Raw genomic sequence first — 26,665 nt, forward strand, 5'->3', positions numbered from 1 at the left:
ACCAAAGAAAATTAATAATCTTAAGATTTCTTAAGAATTGTCAGCAGACATAGCCTCTGTTCATGGAAACCGCTGCAATACTCTCGTTTAACGCACTTCTTCCATAGGTAAGTCCTGCGTATACAGTCTGGATATTTTCCATCATGGGTGCTGAATTGTCATAGGTTTCCAGCTCTTTATAGGCTTCATGAAGAGCCCTGATATTCTTCTCAACTCTCCAGATCTTGTTCATGCTTCCTGTTGCTGCTGCCACTGTCAGCTCTTTTTTGGAAAAAAGATAGATTCTGTGGAGGTTCTTGCCAAGCTCGAATCTTCGATCAACGGATCTTATAAGTTCATCGAGACAGTTCTGAGCCTTATCAAGTGCGGCAACTGCATCATCTTTTTTGCCAGCTCCAAGGAGGTCAATGGCCTCGTCTGCATAGCACATCAGGATCTCATATAGGATTGTGATCATCTGCGTCTTATTGGCATTGGATATTCTCAATGTAAATTCCTGTTTCTTTTCAGAGGTCATACACTTATCTCCTTATCACTGAAGTAGCTGCAATACCTGTGAAGGTCTTTCGTTGGCCTGTGCCATCATTGAGGTTCCCGCCTGGGAAAGAACCTGCTGTGTGGAATAAACCGTCATTTCCTCGGCCATGTCCACATCCATGATTCTTGAATAGGCGGCTGTCATATTCTCAACTGTGATATCAAGGCTGCTGGTGGTATGCTCAAGTCTGTTCTGGTATGCACCGAGCCTGCTTCGTATCGAGCTTATATCGGATATAGCTTCCTTAATGCTCTGTATTGCCCCTCTTGCTCCGATGGGATTGGCCATATCTACGTTGTAGATGCCAAGGGTTGTGAGATTAACCGCAGGGATCCTGATGTCAATTGTCTGTCCCTCGTTGGCTCCTATCTGCATTGTCATTGAGCCTGTTGCGGTGAGCTCTATCTCTATATCTCCTCTGAAAGCTTCGTCTATCTGAACCTGTATCTTTTTTCCTGTGCTGTCTCTTAATGTGAGTACATCTTCTTCGATTGTTGCCTTCATTCCGTTCGGCATATAATTGTTGCCGTTTTCATCGACTATCTGAATTCTGCTATCGCTGTTGTCCTCGAAGAAAATTCCGTTTTTATCAACATCTGTGGATCCAACCAGATGGGCATAGGATACGTCGATGCCTTTGATGGTATACTTGCCGGCATCCATAGCGTCCGAATAGCCTACCACCTTTATCTTTGAATCTGTAACCGACTCTACTGTTGCATAGGCTCTAAGGTCAAAGGATCCGTCCAGAATGCTCTGACCATTGAACTGTGTGGTTTCGGCCATTCTCTCGATCTCGTCCTTAAGAAGAGTTACTTCCGTCTGGATCATCTCTCTGTCTCCGGTTGTCAGTGTATCGTTACTGGCCTGTATCGCCAGCTGATTCATCCTCTGAAGTATCTCATGGATCTCGGAGAGTGTTCCGTCTGCCACCTGAACGATGGAGATGGCATCGTTGGCGGAATTGCCGGCAACTCCAAGTCCTTCGATCTGGGAGTTCATTCGCCTCGACATCGCAAGTCCCGATGGGTTGTCCTTGGCGTTGGCAATCTTAAGTCCGCTTGATAATCTCTCCAAAGATTCGGACAAGAGAGTGTCGTTTCTCTGAAGTGCGTTATTAGCCACCATTGCAGATACGTTGTAATTAATCTTCATTCTTACCTCGATTCTATAAAGCTTCAAGAAAAGCCTTTGCCATTTTCAGAAGGGTTCCGGTTTCTGTAATATTCTTTGAGTTGCCATCCGTGGCATTAGCTGAAGCCGCGCCTTTGTTCAAAGGCTGTATCTGTGCGTGGTAAAGGATCGCTATTTTATCTTGGCCCACACCAAATTCCCTTATACTCTCTGCCAGTTTGTCGCACATTTTACGTCTAACGGTTTCTAAATATTCAGTCTCTTCGCTGCCCGGGCTTGTAGTCGTTGTCAGCATTCCGGCTATCATTCCGCCCTCTTCATACAGTGTTGCGGTGATAAGTCCGTACTCGTAAGTCTGAATACTAGCTTCCATCCGTGATTTTTGTGTGTCATCACTTTTGATTGTGATGTGCATGGAAATCTTTTGCCCGTCTATCATTGCAGGTACTTCAAAGCTGCCTCTTTCGGAGCTCTGACTCATGACGGTGAGCTGCTTCTGCATGAGCCTTATGCTCTTGACGTCGATGTAGGAGTTCTCCGGCGCCTCAAGCACTTCGGAGAGTTTGTCCGAGATCGAAGAAAGAGTATCCCTATAGGTCTTTCCATAGTTTTCTTCGCCGAGAGCTTGTGTCAAAAGGTCCTGCTCTCTTGCTATCTCGTCTCTTCCCAGATCTTCCGTCTTATCCCAAATGCTTCCGGCACGTCTGTCCCGTCTATTGGAGATCATGGCTTCAATGTTGTTTAAGGTAACCTCTAGCCCAAGCGCATTTAACTCATCCACCGCTCCGGCGGCTGCCTTAGATGAAGCTATGTCTCTTATTTCTCTGACCTGCTGCTTGTAAAACTCGTTGTTTAGCTCCTTATCCTCACCTGCTTCTTCCAGCTTGTCAGCAAGCTCGTTTAAAAGAGTCCTGTCATCGGGTTTTACTTTTGATAGTTTTTCAGGTTCAAGATTCTCATATACTATATCGGCTTTGGCACTGTAATATCTGAAGGCCTCACTTATCTGTTCATCAATTTTTTTTGCGCCTTCCCTTGAAACGCCCTCCAGACCGCCAAAGTCATCATCTACAGTAAAATCTATGCCGCGCCTTGCCCCCGCCTGGGTTCTTGTGGCAGATAAAAGATTGCCCAGAGTCATATCTCTTCCGGTCCTTAGAACCGAACCTATGGCCTGATAATCGCCTGCCTTAAGGGTGGCAAAAAGTCTGTAGATTCCGATAAAAGAGGTTTTCTCCTCCCGAGTTATATTCTTTTGCTTCTCAAGCTTGTAGATAAATCTTGAGTATTTCTCGTCCTTACCTGAGTTATCTCTTCCCTTCTCATCACCTGCAAGGTTCTGATCAAGGGCCTGTCCAAGCTCTTCCAAAGTCATGGACAGCGGATTCTTGCCGTCTCTTATAAGGTCAAGAACTGCTCCGGGTTTGAGTCTGTCCAGGGTTGCCTTGAGCGTCTGATCCCAGCTTCTTACCTTCTCTATATTTTCCTCTGTGATCTCCATTTGGTTGTATCCAAGGATTCTCACAGCCCGTCTGTTATCTTCGTTTAGCTCCTCTCCCTTTTCCTTTAGAAGCTCATCTATATTTCCAAAGGCCTTTTTGATGCTGTCGCCAAGGTCCGGTCTTACCTCTGTCTCCAGTGCTTCATAGCTCTTTTGCGCCTTGCTGTAGGAAAGGGTGAGCTTGTGTGAAGTAGCACTTATCTCTGAAAGACTTGCGTTGCCAAACTCATCTGCCATGGCACCGACAACATCAACCGGACCGGACTTAATCACATTTACTCTTGTGATAGTCATGTTAAGGACGGTGGTCTGAGTCTTAGTATCTACACCTGTTATCTCATCAAGCGCTATACCGGCGCTCTCATCTGCAGCGTTGCCAAGGATGCTTTTTAACTTATCGATGAGATCCTGCATTGGAGCTGTATCTATTGAGAACCCGCTGGAAAGAAGCTGGTGGTTGGCGTTGGCTGTCATCTTCATGCGGACTTCCTCAAGCTGGAGTCTTGCCTTGATAAAACGAGGATCCTGACCATCCACTGTGATATCGTTTGCCGCTTTGCTTGCCAAAACCCTTGTCTCAGTATCAAGATTCTTGATGTTCAGTGTTTTTCCGTAAGCGATGACTCTCTTGATGCCATCGTCGCTAATATTCCTTGTTACTCTTTCAAGATTCTGAGCCCTGGAATAAAGGCTCTTACTGTTGTACAGGTTTGCATCAGTGACCTTTTTCATATCATAAAGAGCTGATGCTATGGCCTCTGCGGCTTTATCCTCAGTTATGGGGAATTCTATACTTTTAAGCTCAGTGGCTGCTGTAAGGTTCTCCGGTGTAAGGGGGATTCCCTGCTCAACTATCCACTTGGCTGTGTCTCTTACTTCCAAATTACCTGTATCAAGGTCGGCTTCTTCTATAATCTTATCTATCTGGGGCGCAAGCTGCTGCCAGTCGAAGTCCTCAGCCTTCTGTGCGTAGTAGCCGCCCATCTCCTGGGAGTAGAAACCTCTCTGCACTCTGTCCATACCATTGGTACTGTGGGATGCGAAATAGAGATTCTCAATGGTGGGCTGCATCTTGTTGAGCACCATGAATTTGACAGCACTGTCATCAAGAGCCGTCATGTTCTTTATCTCATCGTAGGCTACCTTGGCTGCCTTCACGTTCTCTCCGGTAAGAGGCACATCATTCTCATGAAAGCTCTTCTGAATAGCTGCGGCAAAGGACTCGCTTCCGGTGATGCGGGATAGCTTCTCAAGGCTAAGGTCATCATTATAACCTGTTATCTCCACACCGGATTCAAGGAGCACACTCTTTATTTTGTCGATAATTGTAACTGTTTCCGAAGGGTCCAGATTCCTAAGATCAAATCCATCCTCACAGGCCTTGGCATAGTCTTCTGCGGACATGGTATTTGAAAGGAGCGCCATATAGTTATGCTGCGTCAGAACATCCGTGTTCTGTGCCATCTGGCTCATATCGTCGAGGGATCTTGCTTTTCTTGAATAGGCTTCGTTTCCGAATAAGCTGGTATCAAGATCCACAGAAAAAGCGGTAAGGCCATCCATGGCATTGCTGCCGATCCTGGAATAAGTTGGTCTCCCCATATCCATCCCTGATGTATTCAAACTCTGGGAAACCTTCTGATCGGATACAGTATTAAAAGTAATGTTCATATTCGCCTCATAAATTACGTGCAAAACAATAGAAGGTGATGAACCTATCATTCATCACCTTCTATTTCGGCTAGTGCCGCAAAATTCTTAACCGTTTTAATTAAATAGCATTTATGCCTTTTTCTTGGCTGCAGTCTTTTTTGCAGGCTTCTTCTCCTTAGGCTCCGCTTCTTTCTTTGCTTCTTTCTTTACTTCTTTTTTAGCTTCCTTCTTCTCTTCCTTGGCAGGCTCCTTAGCGTCTGCGTTCTGGAAAACAAATACCTCGGCTCCGTAAGGAGGAAGATCAAAGGTAATGCTGTAATCCTTGTAGTCGCAAAGTCCGGGAACAGCCTTGATCTTGGCAGGTATACCGCTGCCCATGCCGCCGAAGCGCTCCTCTGCGCTGTCCAGGAGGTGTGTGTAGGTTCCGGCAAATGGAACACCTACCATGAAGCCCTTGCGCTCTACAGGTGTCATATTGATAACAAAGAGTATATTGTCCTTGCCGTTAATTGCTCTTCTGTAGAAGCTGTAGGTGCTGCGCTCCTTGTCATCTGCATTGATCCATTCGAATCCGCCCCAGTCGTTGTCGACTTCGTACATGGCGGGATATTTTCTGTAAATCTTAAGGAGTTCGGATACATAATCCTTCATTCCTCTGTTGAGGGGGTTGGCAAGAAGGAACCAGTCAAGTTCTCTCTTCTCACTCCACTCACGCTCCTGGCCGAAGTCCTGGCCCATGAAGAGGAGTTTTTTGCCGGAGTGTCCGAACATGTAGGTATAGCCGGCGCGAAGGTTGGCGTATTTATCAACCTTGTATCCGGGCATCTTCTCAAGCATTGAGCACTTGAGGTGTACAACCTCATCATGGGAAAGAGGCAGGATATAGTTCTCCGCGTCATTGTAGCTCATTGCGAAGGTCATCATGTAATGTGCGCCCTGTCTGAAATAAGGGTCAAGCTTCATGTATTCACAGAAGTCATGCATCCATCCCATATTCCACTTGAAGGCAAAGCCAAGGCCGCCATCTTCGGGCCTTGCGGTAACCTTGGGCCATGCTGTTGATTCCTCAGCAATGGTGAGAACTTCGGGATAGGTGCCCCTTACAACACTGTTGAAATGCTTGAAGAACTCAATTGCCTCAAGGTTCTTGTTGTCGCCGTATTTATTGGGTACCCACTGTCCGTCCTTCTTGCCGTAGTCCAGATACAACATGGAAGCCACTGCGTCTACACGAAGTCCGTCAATGTGGAATTTTCTGATCCAGTAGAGTGCATTGGCGATGAGGAAGTTCCTTACCTCATTCTTCTCAAGATTGAATATCTTGGTGCCCCAGTCGGGATGTTCGCCCTTTCTTGGGTCGGGATGTTCGTAGATGCAGGAGCCGTCAAAGCAGGCAAGTCCAAACTCATCAGGGCAGAAGTGTGCGGGAACCCAGTCAAGGATGACGCCGATGCCTGCCTTATGAAGCTTGTTCACAAGGTACATGAAGTCTGTAGGCTCACCGTATCTGGATGTGGGCGCATAGTAGCCTGTTACCTGATATCCCCAGGAGCCGTCAAAAGGGTGCTCCGCAATACCGATAAGCTCGATGTGGGTGTACTGCATCTCCTTGAGATACTCAACAATCCTGTCTGCGAACTGCCTGTAAGTATAGAAACCATCCTCGGTTCCGTCGGGATGTTTCATCCAGGAGCCGATGTGGCACTCGTAGATTGCAATGGGAAGACGGTTAACGTCCTTGCCCTTGATGCTGTCATACCATTTGTCATCAGACCACTTGAATCCTGACAGATCCGTTGTTCTTGATGCATTCCCGGGACGCAGCTCTGCGTAGTTGGCATAAGGATCTGCCTTGTAGAGCTTCCTGCCGTCCTGTGTAGTGATCATGAATTTGTAGAGCGTTCCTATTCCTACTCCGGGAATAAAGAGCGTCCAAATGTTGCCGGTCTTGGAACGCTGCATCTGATGTGCGTTCTCATCCCAGTTGTTGAAATCTCCTACCACATGAACATCTGCCGCATTTGGTGCCCATACTGCAAAAAAGAATCCTTTTTTGCCGCCTTCTTCTGAAGGATGAGCTCCTAGCTTCTCATAGATCTCATAATGAGTTCCCTGTCCAAAAAGATATTCATCAGCCTCAGATATAAAAACTTTCTGACTCATATTTTTTCCCCCTCGGTCAAAAGTAATTATAGTAATTAATGCATAAAGTCTTTTTCTCTTAAAATAACCATATCGTTCTCGTCATAACGCTTGTTAACGATGATGTCCATGAAATGACCCACGGACTTCTTCTCTGCGTAGTAAATGGCGTCGTCCACGATATCCTTGACCTCTGCCACAGTTACCTCGTGGTCAAGGGTCTGTCTCTCGGAGATTCTGGTGTGAAGAGCCAGAATTCCCAGATTGTCGATGGCATACTCTTTTTCAAGGGCATACTGTCTTGCGTAGGCAACCAGCGAATCGTCGTCAAGGGCCTCTATATCAACCCTGGCGTTGAAACTCTGCTGAAGGGAAGGGTTCTTGTCAAGGAATCTGTCCATGTCTTCCTTGGTGTCTTCCATAACTATTACAAGGCCCTTGTTCTCCTCCTGAAGAACCTTCAGAAGCTCGCTGACAGTCTCCGGAAGAAGGTCTGCTGCCCTCTGTATGATGAGAGCGCCGTTGGCCAGCTTGTCAAAAATGGCTCCAACGCTCTTCTTGTTAAGTGTATTGGCTGTGATCTTGGCAACCTTGCCGCTGAAGTTGGAATCGGAGGCCTGCATTGCCTTGATAAGTCCCTTGGCAAGATTGACGGTGCCGGCTCCCTCTTCTCCGGTTACGATGGCATTGCCGGAAAAAGCGTCCATGCTGAGATTATCAATCGCGTTGATTATCTGCCTCCTGGACTTCTTGTGGTGGATGTAGGGGCCAAAAAGCTCCTTCTCCTCGGGAGTCATGGTCCTTACGCGCTCCTCCATCTCACGGTTACCGATGTGGTGCTTCTTGGGACCCGGTTCGGACTTGACATCCTTTTTATCTGATGAGGTATCTTTGCCTGATTCTGGCTGCTTATTATCTTCAGAAGAGTCCTCATCGTCATCTTCGTCGTCAGAGTCATCCTCTGAACTATCTGCGGAAGTATCTGCAGGTTCGTTATCGGAAGCGTTCTCTGCCTCTTTGGCACTGCCTGCTTCTTCAACTGATTCTTCAGACTTAGCCTCCTTTGCAGGTGTTTCGCTACTCTCAGCTGAAGTTTCATCGGTATTCTCTGCAGGAGTCTCATTATCGTTCTCTGCAGGGGCTTCGCTGTCAGCGTCTTCCGGCTCAGCTGATTCTTCTGCAGTTTCGGAAGGTGTTACAGCCTCCTCAGGCTGCTCTGCAGCGCTGTTCTCTGTCTCAGTTATATTCTCATCTGTGAGGACATCATCAGCGTCCTCGTCCTCATATGAATAGTTGCCGTTATCGGCATCTTCCATATTCTCGCTGTCCATTACCTCGGCAACCGCTTCATTTATTACATCCTCGCTGCCGCGGCTCCAGTCGCCTCTTCCGGAAGCCTTGTCGTGGCGCTCCTTCTTGATGGCATCTGAAATAGCCTTCTCAATCTTCTCCTGAAGGCCTGCCTTGGTTTTCTCATCAAAGTCAGCAAACATGTCGCCGGTCTCATCGGCAACTCTCTTCTTGACTCTCTCAAGCTGCTTCTGCTGCTGGCTCTTCTTGAACTGCTCCCAGTTCTCCATGTACTCGGCAATGCTGATCTGGCCTGTGATCTGTTTCTCAACCATAGGCTCGGGCTCAACAGCCATACTTATCTGACCGTCTGACTCCTGTGACAGGATCCTCTCGAAATGAGAAGGCATCTGGTAGCTGGCGTTAGGGTGGATAACGGCTCCGGGTACCTCATCCTCAAGGGGTTTCTCCTCATAGGTCGCAGGACCAAATGTTGTTGGAATCGGCGGTATTTCTTTTGTATTGCGCTCTACAAATTCCTTGAATTTGACTGAATCATCTGAACGAAGCTCGGCAAAATCCGGCTGCGAAACGCCCCCTTCAAAGTCCTCGGGATTCTGGTAACCCTCGTTTTTGGCTTCTCCGAGAATAGGGCCGTTTCCGCCGTATTTGATATCTATTCCAAGCTCAGGAGCTGTGGGAATGTCCTGGGTCTGTGTGTCGAAAAAGACCTCCTGCATGGTTCCGGTGGCTGACTGCGACACAGCAGCAAAGGCAGGTGAAAAGCTCCTGGTCTCATCACCCGGAACCTGTTCCTGCGGGGTCTCCTGTTCATCATATATCTCTGCCGTATCAGGTTTTAGCTGTTCCTGTACAGGCTCATAGATTCTGGTCTCGTCAGTGAGCTTACCTTCGGCAAAGGCCTCTTTTAACCCCTGCGCCAGCGTCTCCTGAAGGTTCATGGTGTTATAGTCGCTGATGTCTACAGATGGTTCCTTGATCTCACTGATGTGAGGGTATCTGATCTGGTAAGGATCGTACTCAGGCTCTGCGGCGGGCTCCTGTGAAGGTTCCTGTTCCTGCTTAAGCGCTTCTTCCGCTCTCACCTGGGCCTCAGTGATAACCTCACTTACAGATTCAAATTCAGCAGTATCGGGCTCCGGCATGATCTCCTGTGAAGAATCGCCGGCAAGCTGCTTGTACTGGCCTGCATTATATATCTTGATGTCCTCGTCGGTTACGGGAGGCATCTCCTTGGTGGGCTGCTTGATCTCGATGGTTCCGGTCTCATCCTTGCCCACTTCATCCTTCTCGCTTACGATGGCTGTATCTACCTGTCCGCCGTGAGCTGCCTTGAGTCTTGCATATCTGTCCTGCTGCTCAGGTGAAAGGGGCTCGTGTAAAGCCTTGAGTTCCAAGGCCTTCATAACATATCTGCCCTCTCCGAACCACAGGAACATCTCGTCGCATTCCTCGATACACTCGGTGGTAAGGCCCACACGGTGATAGAGATACGCAAGTTCATATGCCCATCTTTCACGGTAATCATGCTTCTTATATTCTTCGAGTACGGCAATTCTCTCCTCAAGACTTACGTCCTGGGCCTCGTAGAGCTTGTACTGAAGTATGTATCTTCCGGTGTCTCGCGGTGCTATCCTTACAAATTCCTTGTAATACTCAACCGCCTGAACGAACTCGCCCATTTTGATGGCCAGCTCGCAAAGAGAATAAACGATGGCTCTCCCCGTAGGGTGCCTGTCATAAGCCATAAGGAGTATATCCCTGCTCTCCTCATAGCGTCTGTTGATCTTATATAAGTCGCTGATGGTGCACAACATGGTGACGCTCTTGACGCGCTTCCAGTCAATAGTGTCAGCGATCTTTACTGCATCGGCATACTTGCCTTCCCCAATCAAAGCCTTAATTTCATCGGCTCGAATTTTGTATTCGACTTTATCCAAAATATCCACCCTTTTTTAGTAAAAAAAATTATGATACGAATTGCTCCGTTGAAAAGAACTCTCGCAATTCTAAAAACATTCGGAATCTGCAAAAATGCTACTTCCTCATGTTTTGAGGGTCCCAAATTCATAATGAGGATCATGCAAGCATGACCACATTATGACCTTTGTCCCCTATCATAATACTATATATAGTGTTAGTTTAACATAGCGCACTACCTTTGTAAAATATCTGAGAGCTGTGCAAACTGCTCTAATGTCAGCACTTCTCCTCTTGCCCTTTCGTCAATCCCCATTTCTGCAAGGGCATCGGTAACCTGCTGCCTGGAAACACCAAGCTGTGGGCTACTAGACAGAGAGTTGGAAAGTGTTTTCCTTCTCTGGTTAAAAGCGGTTCTGATCATGTCAAAAAGGAATTTCTCATCCTTAACTGTTACCTTGGGCTGCTCATAGCGCTCAAGATGCACTACGGCAGAGCCAACTCCGGGCTGTGGGATAAAAGAGCTGGGAGGAACCTCCATAACTTCTGTTGCCCTGGCATAAAATCCCACTGCCAGTGAAAGTGATCCGTAGTCCTTACTTCCGGGTCCCATACTCATGCGGTCCGCAACTTCCTTCTGAACCATAACCGTCACACTCTCTATAGGAGCGCCGCTCTCAAAGAGCTTCATGATTATGGGAGTTGTTATGTAGTAAGGAAGATTGGCTACGACCTTGATGGGTCTTCCCTCATTATATTTATTAACGATCTCCTCTATATCAACCTTGAGGACATCCTCATTGATAACTGTTATGTTGTCGTATTCAGACAGGGTATCCGCAAGAACGGGGATGAGAGTCTTGTCGATCTCCACTGCCACAACCTTTTTGGCGCTGTCCCCAAGATACTGGGTCAGGGTTCCGATGCCGGGGCCGATCTCAAGAACGCAGTCCTTGTCTGTGACACCTGCTGCCTCTACAATTCCCTCAAGAACACCGTTATCTATAAGAAAGTTCTGACCGAACTTCTTTTTGGCGCTCATATTGAATTTGGCCAGAACCTCTTTTGTCCTGGCTGGATTACCTAAATATGCCATAGTATTCCTCTTTTATGTGTTAAATCCCATACATGTTCTTGGCGTTCTCAAGGGTGATGCGTTCCACCTCTTCCTTGGAAATGCCCTTGATCCGGGCAATCTCTTCCACCACGTAGGGAATGTAGGTGGAATTGTTGCGCTTGCCGCGATAAGGCTCAGGAGCAAGATACGGACAATCGGTCTCAAGAAGGATCCTGTCCATGGGAGTGACCTCAACCACTTCCCGCATCTTACGGCCGTTCTTAAATGTAACAACGCCGCCGATGCCTATATAGAAGCCCATATTAAGGCATATCTTCGCAATCTCCGCAGAATAGGAAAAACAGTGTACCACGCCGCCAATTTCCTCGGCATGGGCTTCCTTCATGATGTTGATCGTATCCTCTGCTGCCTCCCTGGAATGAATGATAACGGGAAGTCTCTGCTCTCTGGCAAGATCCAGCTGTCTTCTGAACCACTTCTTCTGAATATCCCTTGAGGGCTCAGGCCAGTGATAATCAAGTCCGATCTCACCGATGGCAACGCATCTGCCATCCTCACTCCACTCCCGAAGGAGCTCTATATTATCTTCATTCAGCTCAGCGCTGTCACTGGGATGTACACCCACAGCTGCATATACAAAATCATATCTATGTGCCAGATCAAGGGAGTTCCTTGTAGTCTCAAGGTTAGCCCCAACGTTGACTATACAACCTATTCCGGCATCCTTCATAGACGCAAGAAGCGCCTCTCTGTCTTCATCAAAAGCCTCATCATCATAATGGGCATGTGTATCAAAAATCATATTATCCTCCAAATTACCATATATAAAATACCACAAAATCCGCACAAATCACAGTATTTATGTGGGATGAATTCGCCCTTTGGAAGATTAAAAATGACTATTACAGATATTCTCAGTCCAAAAATATGGAAACTATCAAAAAATTATTCATCTCCAAAGCCTTGTAATTACTGGCTTTTATAAAAAACTAATAAAAAAATTAAAATTTTTTCAAAAAAGTGCTTGCAATCTCCTTCTGAGCGTAGTATAGTATCACTTGTCGTTAAGACATGGCACCGCCACTAAATAATAAAAATGCGCTGCTAGCTCAGTTGGTAGAGCACCTGACTCTTAATCAGGTTGTCCAGGGTTCGAGACCCTGGCAGCGCACGCCGAGTACTGTTTTCGTAGGTATATCCTATGGGGATGGTACTTTCTTTTTGCGCGTAAATAGAGCCATGCAAAAAGAGATACATGCATTCGCCGTGGGAGCTTGCTCACTAAGGTGAATGTATGTATCTCTTTTTATACGGCGAAGCCGCGACAACGAGGAAGTCTGCTTTTTAGACTTCCGAGTCTGTCGGCATGGCGGAATAGTGGGTATCACCCCACTCAATTCGCCCTAATATCAATCCCCCAGCAAAACGGCGCAATTCCATCACCCCACGTATACACCAGATAGTACTTTCCATCCGACACATCCGCATCTATCGTGTCATCAAATCCAAAGTTTCTCTCAATTTCCTCCAGATTCTGGCTCTCCTGCTTCTGTACCAGAAGATCATACTTCCCTTTTCTATACGCACTGTAATGCTCTTCTATATCTTCAATCGACAGATCAGAATGAAGCAAAACCGCACCGTAATACTGCATTTTATTGCCATTTCCGTTCAGATTTCCCGCCAGATAAAACGTCTCAGAGATTTCCGTCTGCTCCGGAAGCGGTAAATTTTTAATCCTGTTCATATCTTGCTTTGCAGCAAAATCGTTCATTAATGGCGGGATAAAGATATTAACTACAAATAACGCAATTAAGCCTATACATATTACTATAAATACTACGATGCTCCTGCTTTTTTTCATTATCCATTTGCCTCTTCAAAATGTTTACGGGGATTCATCACCCATAAAAATTCTTAATCTCATCCGGATGCGCCGAAAGGAACTCTATTACATTCTCCGCAGTAACATCACTGACATTCTCACCAATCCAATCAGTAATAGTTTCCATGCCATAGTCTCCGTAGCTGAAATTACCCCATCCATCAACATAGCCGCTAAGAAGTACAGCAACCGCATCGCCGCCTCGTGACATGATAACGATCATATCCTCTGCTCCATCTTTGTCCACATCACAGATTGCAATATCATCCACACTGTCAAACTCAGCAGAATCCCCAACATTTCTTCTGGGGTATACTGTCTGAACAACTGCATTATCTTTGATAATCTCAATATTAGGTCCAAGACCTGTATATTTTACTCCGCAGAAGGTGGTCTCTCCGCTATCAGTCACAGGAGCCGCAATGATCTTATCTGCTCCTTTTTCCCACAGTTCGCGGTTTGCGGCAAACAGATACTGATCAGGTGAATCCGCTCTTTGGATCATCGTTAAGCATCTTTCATTGTCATGCATACCATCATTTACGACAACCTGCACCGTATCACCATTTTTAACGCCTTCTGTACAGGTTACCTGGCTATAATTTGTATCACTTACCTGATGAAAAAGAATGTCAGAATCTTCTACATATGTATATCTCACCAAAGATACATCAAAATTCTTAATCCCCGTCTTGGCTTCCACAAAGTCTCTGACATCCTGTCCTGAAAGGGCTACGAGATCATATTCAACAGAGTCAAAAAACTCATCTGCCTCAAGATAAGCATCCAGATCTTCCTGTGAATACTCGCAGTTCTCAATACCGGCTCCGTTATAAAGCACAGATGCCCAGTTTATCTTGTCCGGCGATTCATATGACACAGTGGCAAAACCATTATTATCCCGCTGGTTTAAATATGACTGGAAAAAACTGAGCTCATCTTCCGTAAGCTTTTCTCCATCCATAAGCTTAAAGCCTTCATGCTCAGGTTCTGCTTCCGATGCGTCTGCTATAACCGTTTCCTGCTCCTGAAGCGGCTCGGAACTGCCTTCTTCAGAATTATCCATTGTCACATCAATAAGGTCTGTAATGACATTTCCGGTATCACCATTATCTGCATTATCCTGCGCTCTATCTGCAGTATTTATGCCGTTACATCCTGTCATGATCATAGACATTGCCATCACTCCGGCAACGGCCGTTACAAATCTCTTTTTCATAATATCTCCTCTGTTACTCTTTATCTATCACCATTAGTTCCGGTTCCTTGTACCGGAGATGCCTCCAGGTTGTTGGAATATGAGGTCTTGCCCTCTCGATCCATCTCAATAACTCCGCTGACTTCCTTCCTGAACTCATCCATAGAATTGAAGGTGCGGCTCTTAACCTGCTGTCCCCTATTTCCCTCAATGGTCTTAATGGTTACCGTTCCATCCGGATTCTGCACTACACTGCTGATAAATCCCACATGTCCTGATTTATCATTTGGATTGTTCGGATAGTTTCGTTTATAAAAAATATCACCCGGTTTAGGAACATAATTGGCGGTTTCAGCTTTGCTGAAATCCCTATAAAGGCCCTTCTCATCTGCATCTACCATCATGTCATAAGTTACTGCTGTGGGCTTAAGCGTTGTATCTCCTGACATGAACAGACACCAGGAAACAAAGGATGCACACCAGGGCTGGTTATCAGAACCCGTATATAATCCAAAGGGAGTCTTATTTCCCCATTGGCCTTGATCATTCTTGCCCTCAGTAAATCCATTCTGAGCAATAGCCCACTCCAGCCAGTCATCTTTATGTACAACTCGCTTTGAACCATCAAGATCCAACGGATCCTCATTACCATATTGGCCGCTTAATTTTTCATATACTTTTTTCTGCTCATCGGTAAGCTCGGTCGGCTCAGGTGTTGCATTTCCTCCGTTTTGAGGATCGTTGTTATTCCCGCCAGTGCCACCGGGAGCTGTACCACCACCGCCATCATTGATTACAACCGTAAATGGGCGGCTAATTGATGCCGCTATATTACTCTCTGCGTCTTTATACGCAGCAACGATCCTCTTCTGTCCATCACTCAGCTTCTCCAATTTGACGCTGTGTGATCTGATATTCTGAGATACCATCTCCAGAGAGGGCTTTATATCCCAAAGGCTTGAATCCAGTTCAGAAATAATTGTGTCTACTTCCTTGGCCAATCCATCCAAATGCACCGATGCCTGACTCATCTGATCTGCTGCCTGTAAAACAGAATCCGGCTTAATACTGAACTTTGTTCCCATACATATTTCCTCCATTTAATACGATCATGTTGCCTAAACTATAACAGATATGGCAGGAAAATGTTGTTTTTCTGACAAATGGTATCTGAAATCGGACGAATTGCATTATTTGGTTTTAATGAACATTCCGATTCCGCCGGCGATCGCTCCGCCCACAACCATGGCAAAAGCCTCTATCGCAGCCTTACCCTGCTGCTCATCCGTCGGATTCACCTCCAGAGATCCTGTATAAAGGTACATTACTCCGGTCAGTATCAGTATCACTGCCGTAATCAACAATCCAAACTTCACTATCTTCAGAACAGTATTCATCTTTGCCTCCATTATCCACAAAATTGTTCTAGCACTTACATAATATCATGGACACCGGTAGCAGACATTACTTCGCTTATTAATCCCACCAGAAATACCATATCTTAGATACTTCAAGGCTTGCTGCCACTTCACTTATAGTACCGGTTCTCGTTCCCTGATCTACTCTGTCGGGGCAAAATGCATAATGCTCTTTAGCAAGTTCCAATGCATCACCGGCGCTTACGCACTCAAGTACTGACATTTCCATGATTTCGTGGGTAATAGTAACAGGAACCGCACCATACTTTTCAAACCAGTATTTGCAAACGGATACCATCTTATCCGGGTTAGGGCACTCATTCCATCCGCCAAAAGGAAGGTAGGCAACAACCTCCCAGGGATTGGTTGTGGGCACTTCAAAAATTATTGTCTCTAACGTGTCAGGTGCTCCGAATTCCATAAAAGCGGTCACATGATTTATTGCATCCGGCTCATCATCAAATTCGCCGACGTACTCTTCTTCTGACATCGAGGTGTCATCCAGCATTTCCTCATAGCACTCATGAAGAAATTTCTTGCCTTCTTCAGAAGAGGCTCCGCGAATCGTATCCTCAAAAGAGTATTCCTCGTCCTCAAAAATTTCCCAGTACTCTTCCAGCGTTTCGTCAACAGGAACAATAACCGGAGTGAATCCTTTCTCTTTTCCCTCGCGAAGCTTCTCTTCGTACCTCTTCATTATGTCTGAGTGGTTGCTTCCTTCAGGAAATACCTCATAGGGAAATTTACACTTTTCCACCATCTCACGAGCTGTATCGCTCATAGCCTGAGGCTGATCTCCATTATTTGAGCCGCGCTTAAAAAAATCGATTATCATCTGTCATCCTCCTTGCAATACCTTTTTCCGTAATTGTGTTTCCTCACACAGTTTGCCTAAATTATATAGTTGGACTGCGCAGCGCTCAATAATTCATAGGATGAATTAAAGACCTGTATTTTCCGCTCTTTTCAAAAAAAGTTACCACCTACCTTAAGTAAGTGGTAACTTATATCAATTCTCATATCAGATAGAAGCCGCAATCATCGGTTGTATAGGACTTAACTTTATTTCCAAAAAGATCAGCAATCTCATAGGATACCTCTCCAGCCCGTACCTTCTGCCAGGAAGCCTTGACCCTTGAGGCGTAATCACCCGGAAGTACGCACTCATCATGGGATGCGTAGATGGTGTCATATTCGTCCTCCAAAGCAATGAGCTTATCGAGAGATGCTTCATATAGATCAGGCTCTCTTTTGTCCCCAAACATGTAGATATGGCCCTTCTGCACAGAATCTCCGGCGATGAGGACGTGATTATTCACATCTAGAATTGCAACGCTACCTGCAGTGTGCCCCGGAATATGTATTATCCTAAGAGGTCTTCTGCCAAGGTCTATCACGTCACCATCTGCAATTGCATGCAGTTTGGTTCCCGGATATCTGTTACACACATCGCATTTGACATAGTCATCGGGGTGTAAATAGATCTCGGAAAAAGCGCTTGTTCCTGAGGTATGATCCCCATCTCCGTGAGTGTTAAGAAGCATCAAAGGTTTGTCCGTAAGAGTAGCTGCCTGCTCCGCAGCATCCGGGCAATTCATTCCGCTGTCGATAAGAACTGCTTTTTCCTCACCGACCAGAAGAAAGAATCTTACAAAGCCGTCCTCAAAACTCCAGGTATTCTCATTAAGCTGTATAACGTCTGCCATAAATTTTGCCCCCAATTCTTTTTTCTATATGTTGATTTCATTGTTTCATCATTTTTGCATCAGCTCAGAACCGTGGTCCTTAAGCCATTTGCGCTTTTCCTTATAATCAGGAAGAACGCTCTCCACTAAAGCCCAGAACCTGTCTGAATGGTTCATTTCCTTTCGATGGCAAAGCTCATGAACTATCACGTAATCAACCACATCATCCGGCGCACGCATAAGCAAACAGTTAAAATTAAGATTTCCCTGCCCTGAGCAACTTCCCCAGCGGCTCTTTTGCATCCTTATGGTAATGCGGTTGTAGTCAACGCCAAGGACCTTGGCGTATCTATCTACCTTTGGAGGAATAACTCTTTTTGCCCTGGTTGTAAGGAGCTTGATATCCTGTGGTGTCAACAACTGGCCCTGTGGCTGGTTCTCCTGCCTCTCCTGCATCTTCCGAAGGCTCTTATCGATCCAATCCGCCTTCTCCCCTATAAACCCATTTATCTCCTTCTCAGGCATTTTCATAGGAGCTCTTACGATAACCCGCAGATCCCTCGTCACCTCTATAGCTAATGATTTTCTATTACTTCTTATTAACTCTATTTTGTCCATACCTGAATTATATCAAACTGCAAGAATAAAGTTGCAACCTTCTTGAATCCCATTCTATTTCAAACGATCTATCACCTTCTTTTCAACTTGCTTTATATCTAACGGCACCAATTCTGATTCCATAGAAAACAATAATGTTTCTCCTATTACAAGTCCGCTCTTTTCATATGCGTGTAGTCACCCCCGCAACGCAACACGCAGAAACACCAGCTTCGTTCATACGCATGTTGTTGCCCGCGCTCGCACCAATAATTTCTTAGGAATCAGTGTGATCAGACAAATATGACCACAAAGTGATTATCTAGAATAATAAGAAACAAAGAGAATATACTCCTATTCCACTTATAAATCAAGGCTATTGTCCCTTTAAGGCATCAAAAAAACAGTGTATCGGATCATTTCCGATACACTGCCTATTCATCGCAACCTTTATTTCAACATATAACGCTGTTGCCCAAATCTCATCCCTGCGCCTTCTCAGGATTCTCAAGCATCTCCTGCATTGTGTGCCATCCAAGCACCGCACACTTAACTCTGGCGGGCATGTGGGCCACATCCTGAAGGGCTGCTGCCTCATCAAGTTCCTCAAGGCTAGCTTCGTCTGTAACTTCGCCCTTGATCATGCCCATAAAGGTGCCGGCAAGCTTGATCGCATCTTCCTTGGTTCTACCGATGACCTGATCAGCCATCATATCAACAGATGCCTGGGAAATAGCACAACCGCTGCCTTCATACATGGCATCTGCTATCTTGCCGTCAACAATCTTGAGTGAAAGGGTAATATCATCGCCGCAGCTGGGATTGACGCCCCTAAGCACCAGGTCCGGTGCCTCCATCTTGCCCTTGTGAACAGGGTGAAGATTGTGCTCATTAACTATTTCTCTGTATAACTGCTTAAGCTCCATATCCCATGACCTCTCTTACTCCGGAGAGCTTTTCCAGGAATCTCTCCACTTCTTCCTCAGTATTGTAGAAATACAAGCTGGCTCTTGCTGTGGAGCCTGCTCCGATAAACTGCATAAGAGGCTGTGCACAGTGATGTCCTGCTCTTACACATACATGGTCATCGTTAAGCACTGAAGAGATATCGTGAGGATGAACGCCGTCCATGGTAAAAGTCACGATTCCGCAATGCTTGGTGTAATCCTTTGATCCATATATTTTAATATAAGGCATCTTGGCCATGCCGTCCATAAGGAGCTTTGTCAGTTTGCGCTCTTTTTCTTCGATATAATCAAATCCAACTTCTCTGATATAGTCGATTGCCGCTGCAAGTCCCACTGCATCTCCTGCGTTAACGGTTCCTGCCTCAAACTTGTGAGGAAGCTCTGCGTAGGTAGCGTCGGTTCTTGTTACGTACTCAATCATCTCTCCACCGGTCAAAAAAGGATTCATCTTCTCGAGAAGTGCTTTTTTGCCGTAAAGAGCTCCGATTCCCATGGGAGCCATCATCTTGTGTCCGGAGAAAGCGAAGAAATCTACGCCCAGCTCTTTGACATTAACTGCCATGTGAGGTGTTGACTGTGCTCCGTCGCAAAGGACTACTGCGCCCTTGCTGTGGGCATACTCTGCGATCTCGGCAACGGGGTTGGTGATTCCCATTACGTTGGAAACATGGCCTATAGCCACGATCTTGGTCTTGTCTGTGATCTTGGAGGTGTACTCCTCCTCCGAAATAACGCCCTCCTCGTCAGGCTCAAGGAAAACCAGGGTAGCGCCCTTCTTCTTTGCAACCATCTGCCAGGGAAGGAGGTTGCTGTGATGCTCCATTACTGTGACAACGATCTCATCACCCTCATTTACGTTGTCCATTCCGTAGGAATAGGCCACAAGGTTAATGGATTCTGTTGTATTTCTGGTGAAAATGATCTCTTCCGACTTAACTCCGCCAAGGAAATCAGCCACTTTGCTTCTGGCGCTCTCGTAGGCGTCTGTTGCAGCTACGCTCCAGTCATACAGGCCTCTTAAGGGGTTGGCGTTGGCTGTTTTGTAAAAATCTGAAACCGCCTCCAAAACCTGTCTGGGACGCTGTGATGTGGCAGCGTTGTCGAAATATATATAATCACCTGAATTAAGGATGTCAAAATCCTGCCTGAAATCTCGCATGGTGCTTCACCTTTTCTTTTTATATTAATGAAATGTAACTATGATATACGAATTGCTCCATGACTATCGTCATTCTCGCAATTCTACAAATATTCGGAAACCGCTAATTTACTACGTAAATTGCTAATTCCTCATATTTGTTTGGGCCATAAAGTCAAGATGCTTAACATGCCAGCATGTACGCATTTATGACTTTTGGCACCTATATCATAGTATATTTTGAATGTAATACTGAACTCTCTGCATAAGAGCGGGATCGGGAATGGTCCTTGCAACACTCTCAAGTCTTGCTCTGATCATGATCCTCTTGGCCTCTTCCTCATCAATGCCTCTTGACTGCATGTAGAAAAGAAGATCCTCACCCAGCTGTCCGATTGTGGCGCCGTGGCGTCCGTCTACGTCCTCTTCCTGACAGAGGATAACGGGCATTGAGCGGTTCACAACGTCGGGAGAAAGAAGGAGTGCATCCTCCTGCTCATCACCGGCTGAACCTGAGCTGCCGTTCTTGAAATCAATGGTTCCTCTGAAGGTCTTCTTGGCCTCATCAAGAAGAACGCCCTTGAACTGCATGGAAGCATTGGTCTTCTTGCCTCTGTGGTCGGAGACATAGTTGATATCGAGCTTCTCATCTCCGCGGCAAAGGTATCCCATATTTGAGAAAAGCTCTGCCTCTTTTTCCGCAAGGTTGATATAACTTCCTGTCCAAACCTTGCTAGCTCCAAGCTCGAGAGTTGTTATGTTGATGGCGCCCTGTGTAAAGCAGGCTCCGCCGATATCATCAAAATGAGTAAAGTTTCTGCCAAGGAGCTGTGCCTTAACCAGGTTGATCTTGGCTCCGTCCTCTGCAAGAAGTCTTGTGCTGACTCCAAGGAAGCCCTCAGCGTCTGCTTCTGAGTTGTAATCCATGATTACGGTAATCTCGGAATCTCTCATGGCATGGATGACCTGGCCTGTGAGAACGCCCTGTCCCTTATCCATGTTAAAGTTAAGGATCACGGGTTCATTTGCCTTGACGCCCTCTTCTACTGTATAGACGTCAACCATGGCTCCTACGGACTCCATGAGATTATCCACATCTGCACCCATTCCGGTTCTTACAGCCTGGGAGGCATCTCTTGCGGAGGTGTCGCCGTTGGGAACTCCGGGAACGCCTGTGGATACCAGGATTCTCTCACTGTTTTGTCTAAAGAGCTCGCCTGCCTCGGTAAAGGATACCCTTTTTACGCTGACACCCTGTGGAATGGATGCTGCCTCGGGGCTGACAAGCTTATCAATATTTATATCGGATCCGGTGATGGCACTGTCGTTTACGTGTAAAAAATTGTAGGTAAGAACCGGCAGTACGTTAACCTTCATATTCAAGTCTTTTTTCATATCAGTACCTTACATGTTTCCGCTCATCTCTAATTTGATGAGGTTATTCATCTCAACCGCATACTCAAGAGGAAGCTCCTTGGATACAGGGTTGGCAAAGCCGCTAACGATCATTGCCTTGGCGTCCTCTTCGCTGATACCGCGGCTCATGAGATAGAAAATAGCTTCGTCGCTGATCCTTCCGATCTTAGCCTCGTGTCCTACGTCAGCATCGTCTGTGCGAATGTCCATTCCGGGGATTGTGTCCGCTCTGGAGATGGAGTCAAGCATAAGGGAATCACAGGATACGGATGCCTTAGCTTTTTTGGCCGTGCTGTTAATAACTACACTGCTGCGGTAGGTTCCGATTCCGCCGTCCTTGGAGATGGACTTGGTGGAAATAAAGGATGAGGTGCGCTGTCCCTGGTGAACTACCTTGGCTCCGGTATCAAGGTTCTGACCCTTGCCGGCAAAGGTGATTCCGGTAAATTCCATCTGGGACTCGTCGCCCTTAAGTATTGTCATAGGATACAGGTAAGAAGTGTGGGAACCAAAGGATCCAGAAACCCACTCCATTCTTCCGCCTTCCTCTACGATGGCTCTCTTGGTGTTGAGGTTGTACATATTCTTGGACCAGTTCTCAATGGTTGAGTAACGAAGTCTCGCATTCTTGCCTACATAGAGCTCAACACAGCCTGCATGAAGGTTGGCAACGTTGTACTTGGGAGCAGAACAGCCTTCGATGAAGTGAAGATCTGCACCTTCGTCTACTATAATAAGTGTGTGCTCGAACTGACCGGCTCCGGCCGCATTAAGTCTGAAATAGGACTGCAGCGGAATGTCCACCTTAACTCCCTTGGGAACATATACGAAGGATCCGCCTGACCATACTGCGCCGTGAAGCGCTGCAAATTTATGGTCTGTGGGAGGCACCAGCTTCATGAAGTGGGACTTTATCATATCTGCATAAGGTCCTCTCATGGCGCTCTCAAGGTCTGTGTAGATGACGCCCTGGGCTGCCACTTCATCTTTTACATTGTGGTACACGAGCTCGGAATCGTACTGAGCACCTACGCCTGCAAGAGACTCACGCTCTGCCTGGGGAATACCCAGCTTCTCGAAGGTGTTCTTGATGTCCTCGGGAACTTCTTCCCAGCTGCCCTTCATGTCGGACTTGTGTCTAACATAGGAAGAGATCTTGTCCATATCAAGGCCGTCGATATCGGGGCCCCAATCAGGAATCTTAAGGTCGTGGTAGATACCAAGGCACTTAAGTCTAAAGTTCCTCATCCACTCTGGGTCATTCTTCTCCTCTGAAACCTTGAGAACGGTCTCCTCTGTGAGACCTTCCTTCATGCGGTAGAAGTCCTGCTCGTTCTCTATATCTTTAAAATCGTATAAGCTGTGGTCGATATCGGCCACTATCTGCTTGTTATCGCTCATATCAATCCTCGTCTGTTAAAAATCTCTCGAATCCGTTAGCATTGATCTCGTCCACAAGAGTTCCGTCGCCGGTGTGCACGATCTTACCCTTGACCAAAACGTGTGTGTAATCCACGTGAAGGGATTCAAGGATCTTGGTGCTGTGAGTGATGATAAGAAGGGCTCCGTCCTTCTTTTTCTGATATTCCTCGATGCCCTTGGATACGGTTCTGACTGCGTCTACGTCAAGACCTGAGTCTGTCTCGTCGAGAATTGCGAACTTGGGATTCAGCATAAGAAGCTGAAGGATCTCCGCCTTTTTCTTCTCACCGCCGGAGAAACCTACGTTAAGGTCTCTGTCTGCATAGGACTCGTCCATGGAAAGAAGCTCCATAGCAGCCTTCAGTGACTTCTGGAAAGCCATGAGCTTGACGGGAGCGCCTGTCTGGGCATGATATGAATTTCTTATGAAGCTGGAAAGTGAGATTCCGGGAACCTCATAAGGATTCTGGAAGGAAAGGAACATTCCGGCCTTGGCTCTCTTATCGGCAGCGCTGGCTGTGATGTCCTCACCGTCAAAAATGATATTACCTCCGGTCACGTTGTAATGGGGGTTGCCCATAAGTGTGAAGCCAAGAGTGGACTTGCCGGCACCGTTGGGTCCCATAAGTACGTGGGTCTCGCCGGGCTTGATGTCCAGATTGATGTTATGAAGTATAGGAAGTTCGTTGTCGATTGAAACCGATAAATCCTTTACCTGCAAAAGAGACTGTTCTGACATGATCTGTTTCCTTTCCGAAAAATACATAATATATATTGAAGTGTAGTTGCTGTCTAAATTTTTCACATATCCTACTACATTGGTAGGAATTATCTTAACACCCACAAAGACTGTTGTCAAATGCAGAAAAATAAAAGTTTGCAACAGCAATCCCTAGTTTAACATAAAAGTGCTTGACATACCACTTAAAGTTAAGTAATATATATTCTTGTCAGTACCGTGCGGGTGTAGTTCAATGGTAGAACACTAGCCTTCCAAGCTAGATACGTGGGTTCGATTCCCATCACCCGCTCTACAACAAGGATAGTCATGAGCTATCCTGTTTTTTTGCAAAAATTCTAAATGCGAATGGTTCGCATTTGCATTTATGCCAGGGTCAGAAAGTCTTGCGCGGAGCAATCCGTGGCATAACTATACCTACACCAAGGAGATAATTATGGAATTACTTATCGACATTGTAAAAGACGGCGTCATCGACTCCGTTAAGATACTACCCTTCCTTTTTATTACATATCTAATTATGGAATATCTGGAGCACAAAACCCAGGATTTCACCCAGGACATTGTCCAGAAGACCGAGCACTTCGGTCCTCTCTGGGGCGGTCTTATCGGAATCTTCCCTCAGTGCGGCTTCTCTGCAGCAGCTTCCAATCTCTATGCAGGAAGAGTCATAACTCTGGGAACACTGATCGCCATATATCTGTCAACTTCAGATGAGATGATCCCGCTTTTCATATCTGAGCAGTTTCCTGTGAGAACCATGATCAAGATTCTGGCTGTGAAGGCTGTGATCGGTATTATCGCAGGCTTTGTTATCGATGCAGTGGTTCACTACTACCACAAGATCAAGGGCAGATCCCTTAACGATCCCGTCAACATTGAAGCTCTCTGTGAAAAAGAGCACTGCCGCTGCGAGGAAGATGACCACGAGGGGCCTCTTGGAATCGTTAAGTCTGCATTTGTTCATACGATGCACATTTTCCTGTTCGTGCTTGTACTTTCATTAATACTTAATGCTGCTATCGAGCTGATCGGCTCAGAGAACCTTTCAGCAATGCTCAAGACAAGCCCTGTGATCAGCCATATCCTGGCTGGAATCATCGGACTTATCCCGAACTGCGCAGCTTCAGTTATCATCTCTACTCTGTATCTTGATCAGATGATCACCTTCGGTACTATGATGAGCGGACTGCTGGTGGGAGCCGGAATCGGACTGCTGGTGCTGTTCAGAGTAAATGACGACAAGAAACAGAATATCAACATTACTATATTGTTATTTGTTGTTGGTACTGTAGTTGGACTTTTGCTGGACTTGATAGGAATTAAATTATAAGGATACATCAAAGAACCGTCCCCTTTGACTCACAACCGCCCAAAAACCGGAGGAAATATGAACTGCAAGATACATCACGAGCACTATGATGAAATAATAGATAAGTTCTGGCCTGAGGGCTTTAAGAAGACCAAGCAGAGAATCGACATCTTCAAGATCCTTCATGCCTCTGAGACACCGCTGTCAGCGGCTGAGATATACAATCAGCTTCTGGCTGACACATCGAAGGAGCAATATGCTTTTTCAACCATTTACAGAACGCTCCTGGCCTTCGAAAAAGCAGGAATCGTAACCAAAAGTGTCCTCTCCACTGAGGACAATGCAATCTACGAACTTTCCCTTGGCACCCACAAGCACTATGCAATATGCCTGTCCTGCCATAAAAAGTTCCCTATACAGGCCTGCCCTATGCATATAATATCGGAGGAGGTTAACCAGACCCTCCCTGATTTTCGCATCACAGGCCACCAGTTGGAAGTCTACGGCTATTGCAGAGACTGCCAGTAATTATTATAGGTGCCAGGTCAAGATGTTTTCACTTATACCCATCTGTATACCGTATCTATGGTCTTTTCATCCTTCATCTTAAGGACAAAGTTGCCACGGAGCAGCTTATCTTCGCCGTTTTCACGGAATCTAACAAAGAAATGTGATGTCAGGTATCCATCATAAAATCTGGCATCTGCGATGTTTACACTGACAAGCTCTAAGGGCCCGGTAGCTACCACGTCATTGTCTGCAACAGCCTTTTCAATGATAGTCCTGGTCTCAGTAAAATAGGAATCTACAGCCTCTGTAATCCTTTGTACATCCTCTTCGCCGCCCATATCCACTGATGTTACAGGCTTCAAATCTTCAAGGATATGCCTTATTACAGGCTGATCCTTAGCACCGTAGCGTAAATCTCCCGCCTGGATCATGGCATTTATCATAAGTGCCCCGGTATAATATCCGCATATTCTAATAGGGAAATAATACTCCGGCTTCACCATTTTTTCCCTCATATAATCCGTAAGGACCTTGGCTTCCTTGCCATCAAGCTGCTCAAGCACCTGCCATTCAACGTAGTTCGCAGAGCCCTCGATTGCTTCTATAGAGCACTCATAGCCAAACTCATAAGGAAACTTTTCACTACGATATTTCCTGCAGGCAAGAAGCTCCTCATACTTTTCTCTGTCAAAATGGTCTAATAACCCCAGCAGGAGCCTGCTCTCACGAAGCTTCAAGCTCAGGTTTTCCGCGCTGTATTTGTACTTGAACGGAGCCTCTCTCTCATCCGCCCAGCAGTCCCAGCCCTCTTTTTCCTGAAAGGCATGGAACATCTCGTGTATGATAAACGATGCAAAAACGGATGGAGGCAATTCCTCTTGCACATTCCAAATCGCGATATTCTCGCCCTGATATTCAATAGCAGTATTGGCACAAAACTCTATGGTCTTCTCAACATACCTTCCATCAAAAAAACATTTCTCATCGTCATAAATAGCAAACTTAAGAGGAATAAAACCTTCCCACAGCGTAGAAAAATCCACCTTTGCAATCTCTTGCGCCACGCTATAATACAGCTTCTCTAAATCTATCTTCCCCAT

General features: G+C 46.1%; 22 protein-coding genes and 2 tRNA genes. 4 read left to right on the forward strand and 20 right to left on the reverse strand.

The genetic code is table 11. The features are described from left to right. Nucleotides 1-40: 40 nt before the first annotated feature. The 7 genes from G588_RS0103205 to G588_RS0103240 form a co-directional block, all read right to left on the reverse strand. Nucleotides 41-517, reverse strand: coding sequence for a flagellar protein FliS (locus G588_RS0103205; protein ID WP_022777319.1), 477 nt, complete (start codon nucleotides 515-517; stop codon nucleotides 41-43). A 15-nt stretch (nucleotides 518-532) separates the two neighbouring features. Next, on the reverse strand, nucleotides 533-1,720 hold the full coding sequence (locus G588_RS0103210; protein ID WP_242830331.1) for a flagellin N-terminal helical domain-containing protein: 1,188 nt from the start codon (nucleotides 1,718-1,720) through the stop codon (nucleotides 533-535). Then, nucleotides 1,707-4,844: a DUF6240 domain-containing protein gene (locus G588_RS0103215; RefSeq protein WP_022777321.1), complete on the reverse strand. Its 3,138-nt coding sequence runs from the start codon at nucleotides 4,842-4,844 to the stop codon at nucleotides 1,707-1,709. Before G588_RS0103215 ends, G588_RS0103210 begins: the two co-directional genes overlap by 14 nt. 111 nt (nucleotides 4,845-4,955) lie before the next feature. Further along, complete coding sequence (gene glgB, locus G588_RS18985; protein ID WP_022777322.1) at nucleotides 4,956-6,989, reverse strand: 1,4-alpha-glucan branching protein GlgB; 2,034 nt, start codon at nucleotides 6,987-6,989, stop codon at nucleotides 4,956-4,958. A 35-nt stretch (nucleotides 6,990-7,024) separates the two neighbouring features. Further along, the gene (locus G588_RS18990; RefSeq protein ID WP_155830730.1) at nucleotides 7,025-10,219 is read right to left on the reverse strand and encodes a hypothetical protein; all 3,195 of its coding nucleotides are present in this window, start codon (nucleotides 10,217-10,219) and stop codon (nucleotides 7,025-7,027) included. Between the two features lie 215 nt (nucleotides 10,220-10,434). Then, entirely contained in the window at nucleotides 10,435-11,295 is an 861-nt protein-coding gene (rsmA, locus tag G588_RS0103235) for a 16S rRNA (adenine(1518)-N(6)/adenine(1519)-N(6))-dimethyltransferase RsmA (protein ID WP_022777325.1), read from the reverse strand. 19 nt (nucleotides 11,296-11,314) lie between these two features. Beyond that, on the reverse strand, nucleotides 11,315-12,079 hold the full coding sequence (locus G588_RS0103240; RefSeq protein ID WP_022777326.1) for a TatD family hydrolase: 765 nt from the start codon (nucleotides 12,077-12,079) through the stop codon (nucleotides 11,315-11,317). 296 nt (nucleotides 12,080-12,375) lie between these two features. Between G588_RS0103240 and G588_RS0103245 the strand changes: the two genes are divergently transcribed. Continuing rightward, nucleotides 12,376-12,448: transfer RNA gene (locus tag G588_RS0103245), tRNA-Lys, on the forward strand. A 222-nt stretch (nucleotides 12,449-12,670) separates the two neighbouring features. Here G588_RS0103245 and G588_RS0103250 read toward each other — a convergent pair. The 12 genes from G588_RS0103250 to sufC all read right to left on the reverse strand — a co-directional run bounded on the left by G588_RS0103250 (nucleotide 12,671) and on the right by sufC (nucleotide 23,743). Continuing rightward, nucleotides 12,671-13,141, reverse strand: coding sequence for a hypothetical protein (locus tag G588_RS0103250; protein ID WP_022777327.1), 471 nt, complete (start codon nucleotides 13,139-13,141; stop codon nucleotides 12,671-12,673). Between the two features lie 37 nt (nucleotides 13,142-13,178). Further along, the gene (locus tag G588_RS0103255; RefSeq protein ID WP_022777328.1) at nucleotides 13,179-14,381 is read right to left on the reverse strand and encodes a hypothetical protein; all 1,203 of its coding nucleotides are present in this window, start codon (nucleotides 14,379-14,381) and stop codon (nucleotides 13,179-13,181) included. A 20-nt stretch (nucleotides 14,382-14,401) separates the two neighbouring features. Beyond that, nucleotides 14,402-15,445: a CHAP domain-containing protein gene (locus G588_RS0103260; RefSeq protein ID WP_022777329.1), complete on the reverse strand. Its 1,044-nt coding sequence runs from the start codon at nucleotides 15,443-15,445 to the stop codon at nucleotides 14,402-14,404. Nucleotides 15,446-15,550: 105 nt separating this feature from the next. Further along, nucleotides 15,551-15,757: a hypothetical protein gene (locus tag G588_RS0103265; protein WP_022777330.1), complete on the reverse strand. Its 207-nt coding sequence runs from the start codon at nucleotides 15,755-15,757 to the stop codon at nucleotides 15,551-15,553. Nucleotides 15,758-15,836: 79 nt separating this feature from the next. Beyond that, nucleotides 15,837-16,613, reverse strand: a complete 777-nt coding sequence (locus G588_RS21205) for a DUF4253 domain-containing protein (protein WP_022777331.1) — start codon at nucleotides 16,611-16,613, stop codon at nucleotides 15,837-15,839. A 181-nt stretch (nucleotides 16,614-16,794) separates the two neighbouring features. After that, on the reverse strand, nucleotides 16,795-17,484 hold the full coding sequence (locus G588_RS19000; RefSeq protein ID WP_022777332.1) for an MBL fold metallo-hydrolase: 690 nt from the start codon (nucleotides 17,482-17,484) through the stop codon (nucleotides 16,795-16,797). A 48-nt stretch (nucleotides 17,485-17,532) separates the two neighbouring features. Further along, a complete protein-coding gene (locus tag G588_RS0103280) occupies nucleotides 17,533-18,081 on the reverse strand; it encodes a M48 family metallopeptidase (protein WP_022777333.1) in 549 nt (182 codons plus the stop codon). A 461-nt stretch (nucleotides 18,082-18,542) separates the two neighbouring features. Continuing rightward, nucleotides 18,543-18,986: a Fe-S cluster assembly sulfur transfer protein SufU gene (gene sufU, locus G588_RS0103285; protein ID WP_022777334.1), complete on the reverse strand. Its 444-nt coding sequence runs from the start codon at nucleotides 18,984-18,986 to the stop codon at nucleotides 18,543-18,545. After that, nucleotides 18,976-20,187: an aminotransferase class V-fold PLP-dependent enzyme gene (locus G588_RS0103290; RefSeq protein WP_022777335.1), complete on the reverse strand. Its 1,212-nt coding sequence runs from the start codon at nucleotides 20,185-20,187 to the stop codon at nucleotides 18,976-18,978. The genes sufU and G588_RS0103290 overlap by 11 nt, the downstream gene beginning before the upstream one ends. Before the next feature lie 207 nt (nucleotides 20,188-20,394). Beyond that, a complete protein-coding gene (locus tag G588_RS19005; protein ID WP_022777336.1) occupies nucleotides 20,395-21,561 on the reverse strand; it encodes a SufB/SufD family protein in 1,167 nt (388 codons plus the stop codon). Between the two features lie 9 nt (nucleotides 21,562-21,570). Then, the gene (gene sufB, locus G588_RS0103300; RefSeq protein ID WP_022777337.1) at nucleotides 21,571-22,983 is read right to left on the reverse strand and encodes a Fe-S cluster assembly protein SufB; all 1,413 of its coding nucleotides are present in this window, start codon (nucleotides 22,981-22,983) and stop codon (nucleotides 21,571-21,573) included. Between the two features lies 1 nt (nucleotide 22,984). Beyond that, complete coding sequence (gene sufC, locus G588_RS0103305; protein ID WP_022777338.1) at nucleotides 22,985-23,743, reverse strand: Fe-S cluster assembly ATPase SufC; 759 nt, start codon at nucleotides 23,741-23,743, stop codon at nucleotides 22,985-22,987. Nucleotides 23,744-23,964: 221 nt separating this feature from the next. On the opposite strand from sufC, the gene G588_RS0103310 reads away from it, so the two are divergent. The 3 genes from G588_RS0103310 (at nucleotide 23,965) to G588_RS0103320 (ending at nucleotide 25,583) form a co-directional block, all read left to right on the forward strand. Beyond that, nucleotides 23,965-24,035, forward strand: a tRNA-Gly gene (locus tag G588_RS0103310). 144 nt (nucleotides 24,036-24,179) lie between these two features. Further along, entirely contained in the window at nucleotides 24,180-25,076 is an 897-nt protein-coding gene (locus G588_RS0103315; RefSeq protein WP_022777339.1) for a putative manganese transporter, read from the forward strand. A 57-nt stretch (nucleotides 25,077-25,133) separates the two neighbouring features. Next, nucleotides 25,134-25,583, forward strand: a complete 450-nt coding sequence (locus G588_RS0103320) for a Fur family transcriptional regulator (protein WP_022777340.1) — start codon at nucleotides 25,134-25,136, stop codon at nucleotides 25,581-25,583. Between the two features lie 32 nt (nucleotides 25,584-25,615). On the opposite strand, the gene G588_RS0103325 is transcribed toward G588_RS0103320, so the two are convergent. After that, a complete protein-coding gene (locus tag G588_RS0103325; protein WP_022777341.1) occupies nucleotides 25,616-26,665 on the reverse strand; it encodes a hypothetical protein in 1,050 nt (349 codons plus the stop codon).

It is taken from the genome of Butyrivibrio sp. AE3009, assembly GCF_000420845.1.
In the GTDB taxonomy this organism is placed as follows: domain Bacteria; phylum Bacillota; class Clostridia; order Lachnospirales; family Lachnospiraceae; genus Butyrivibrio.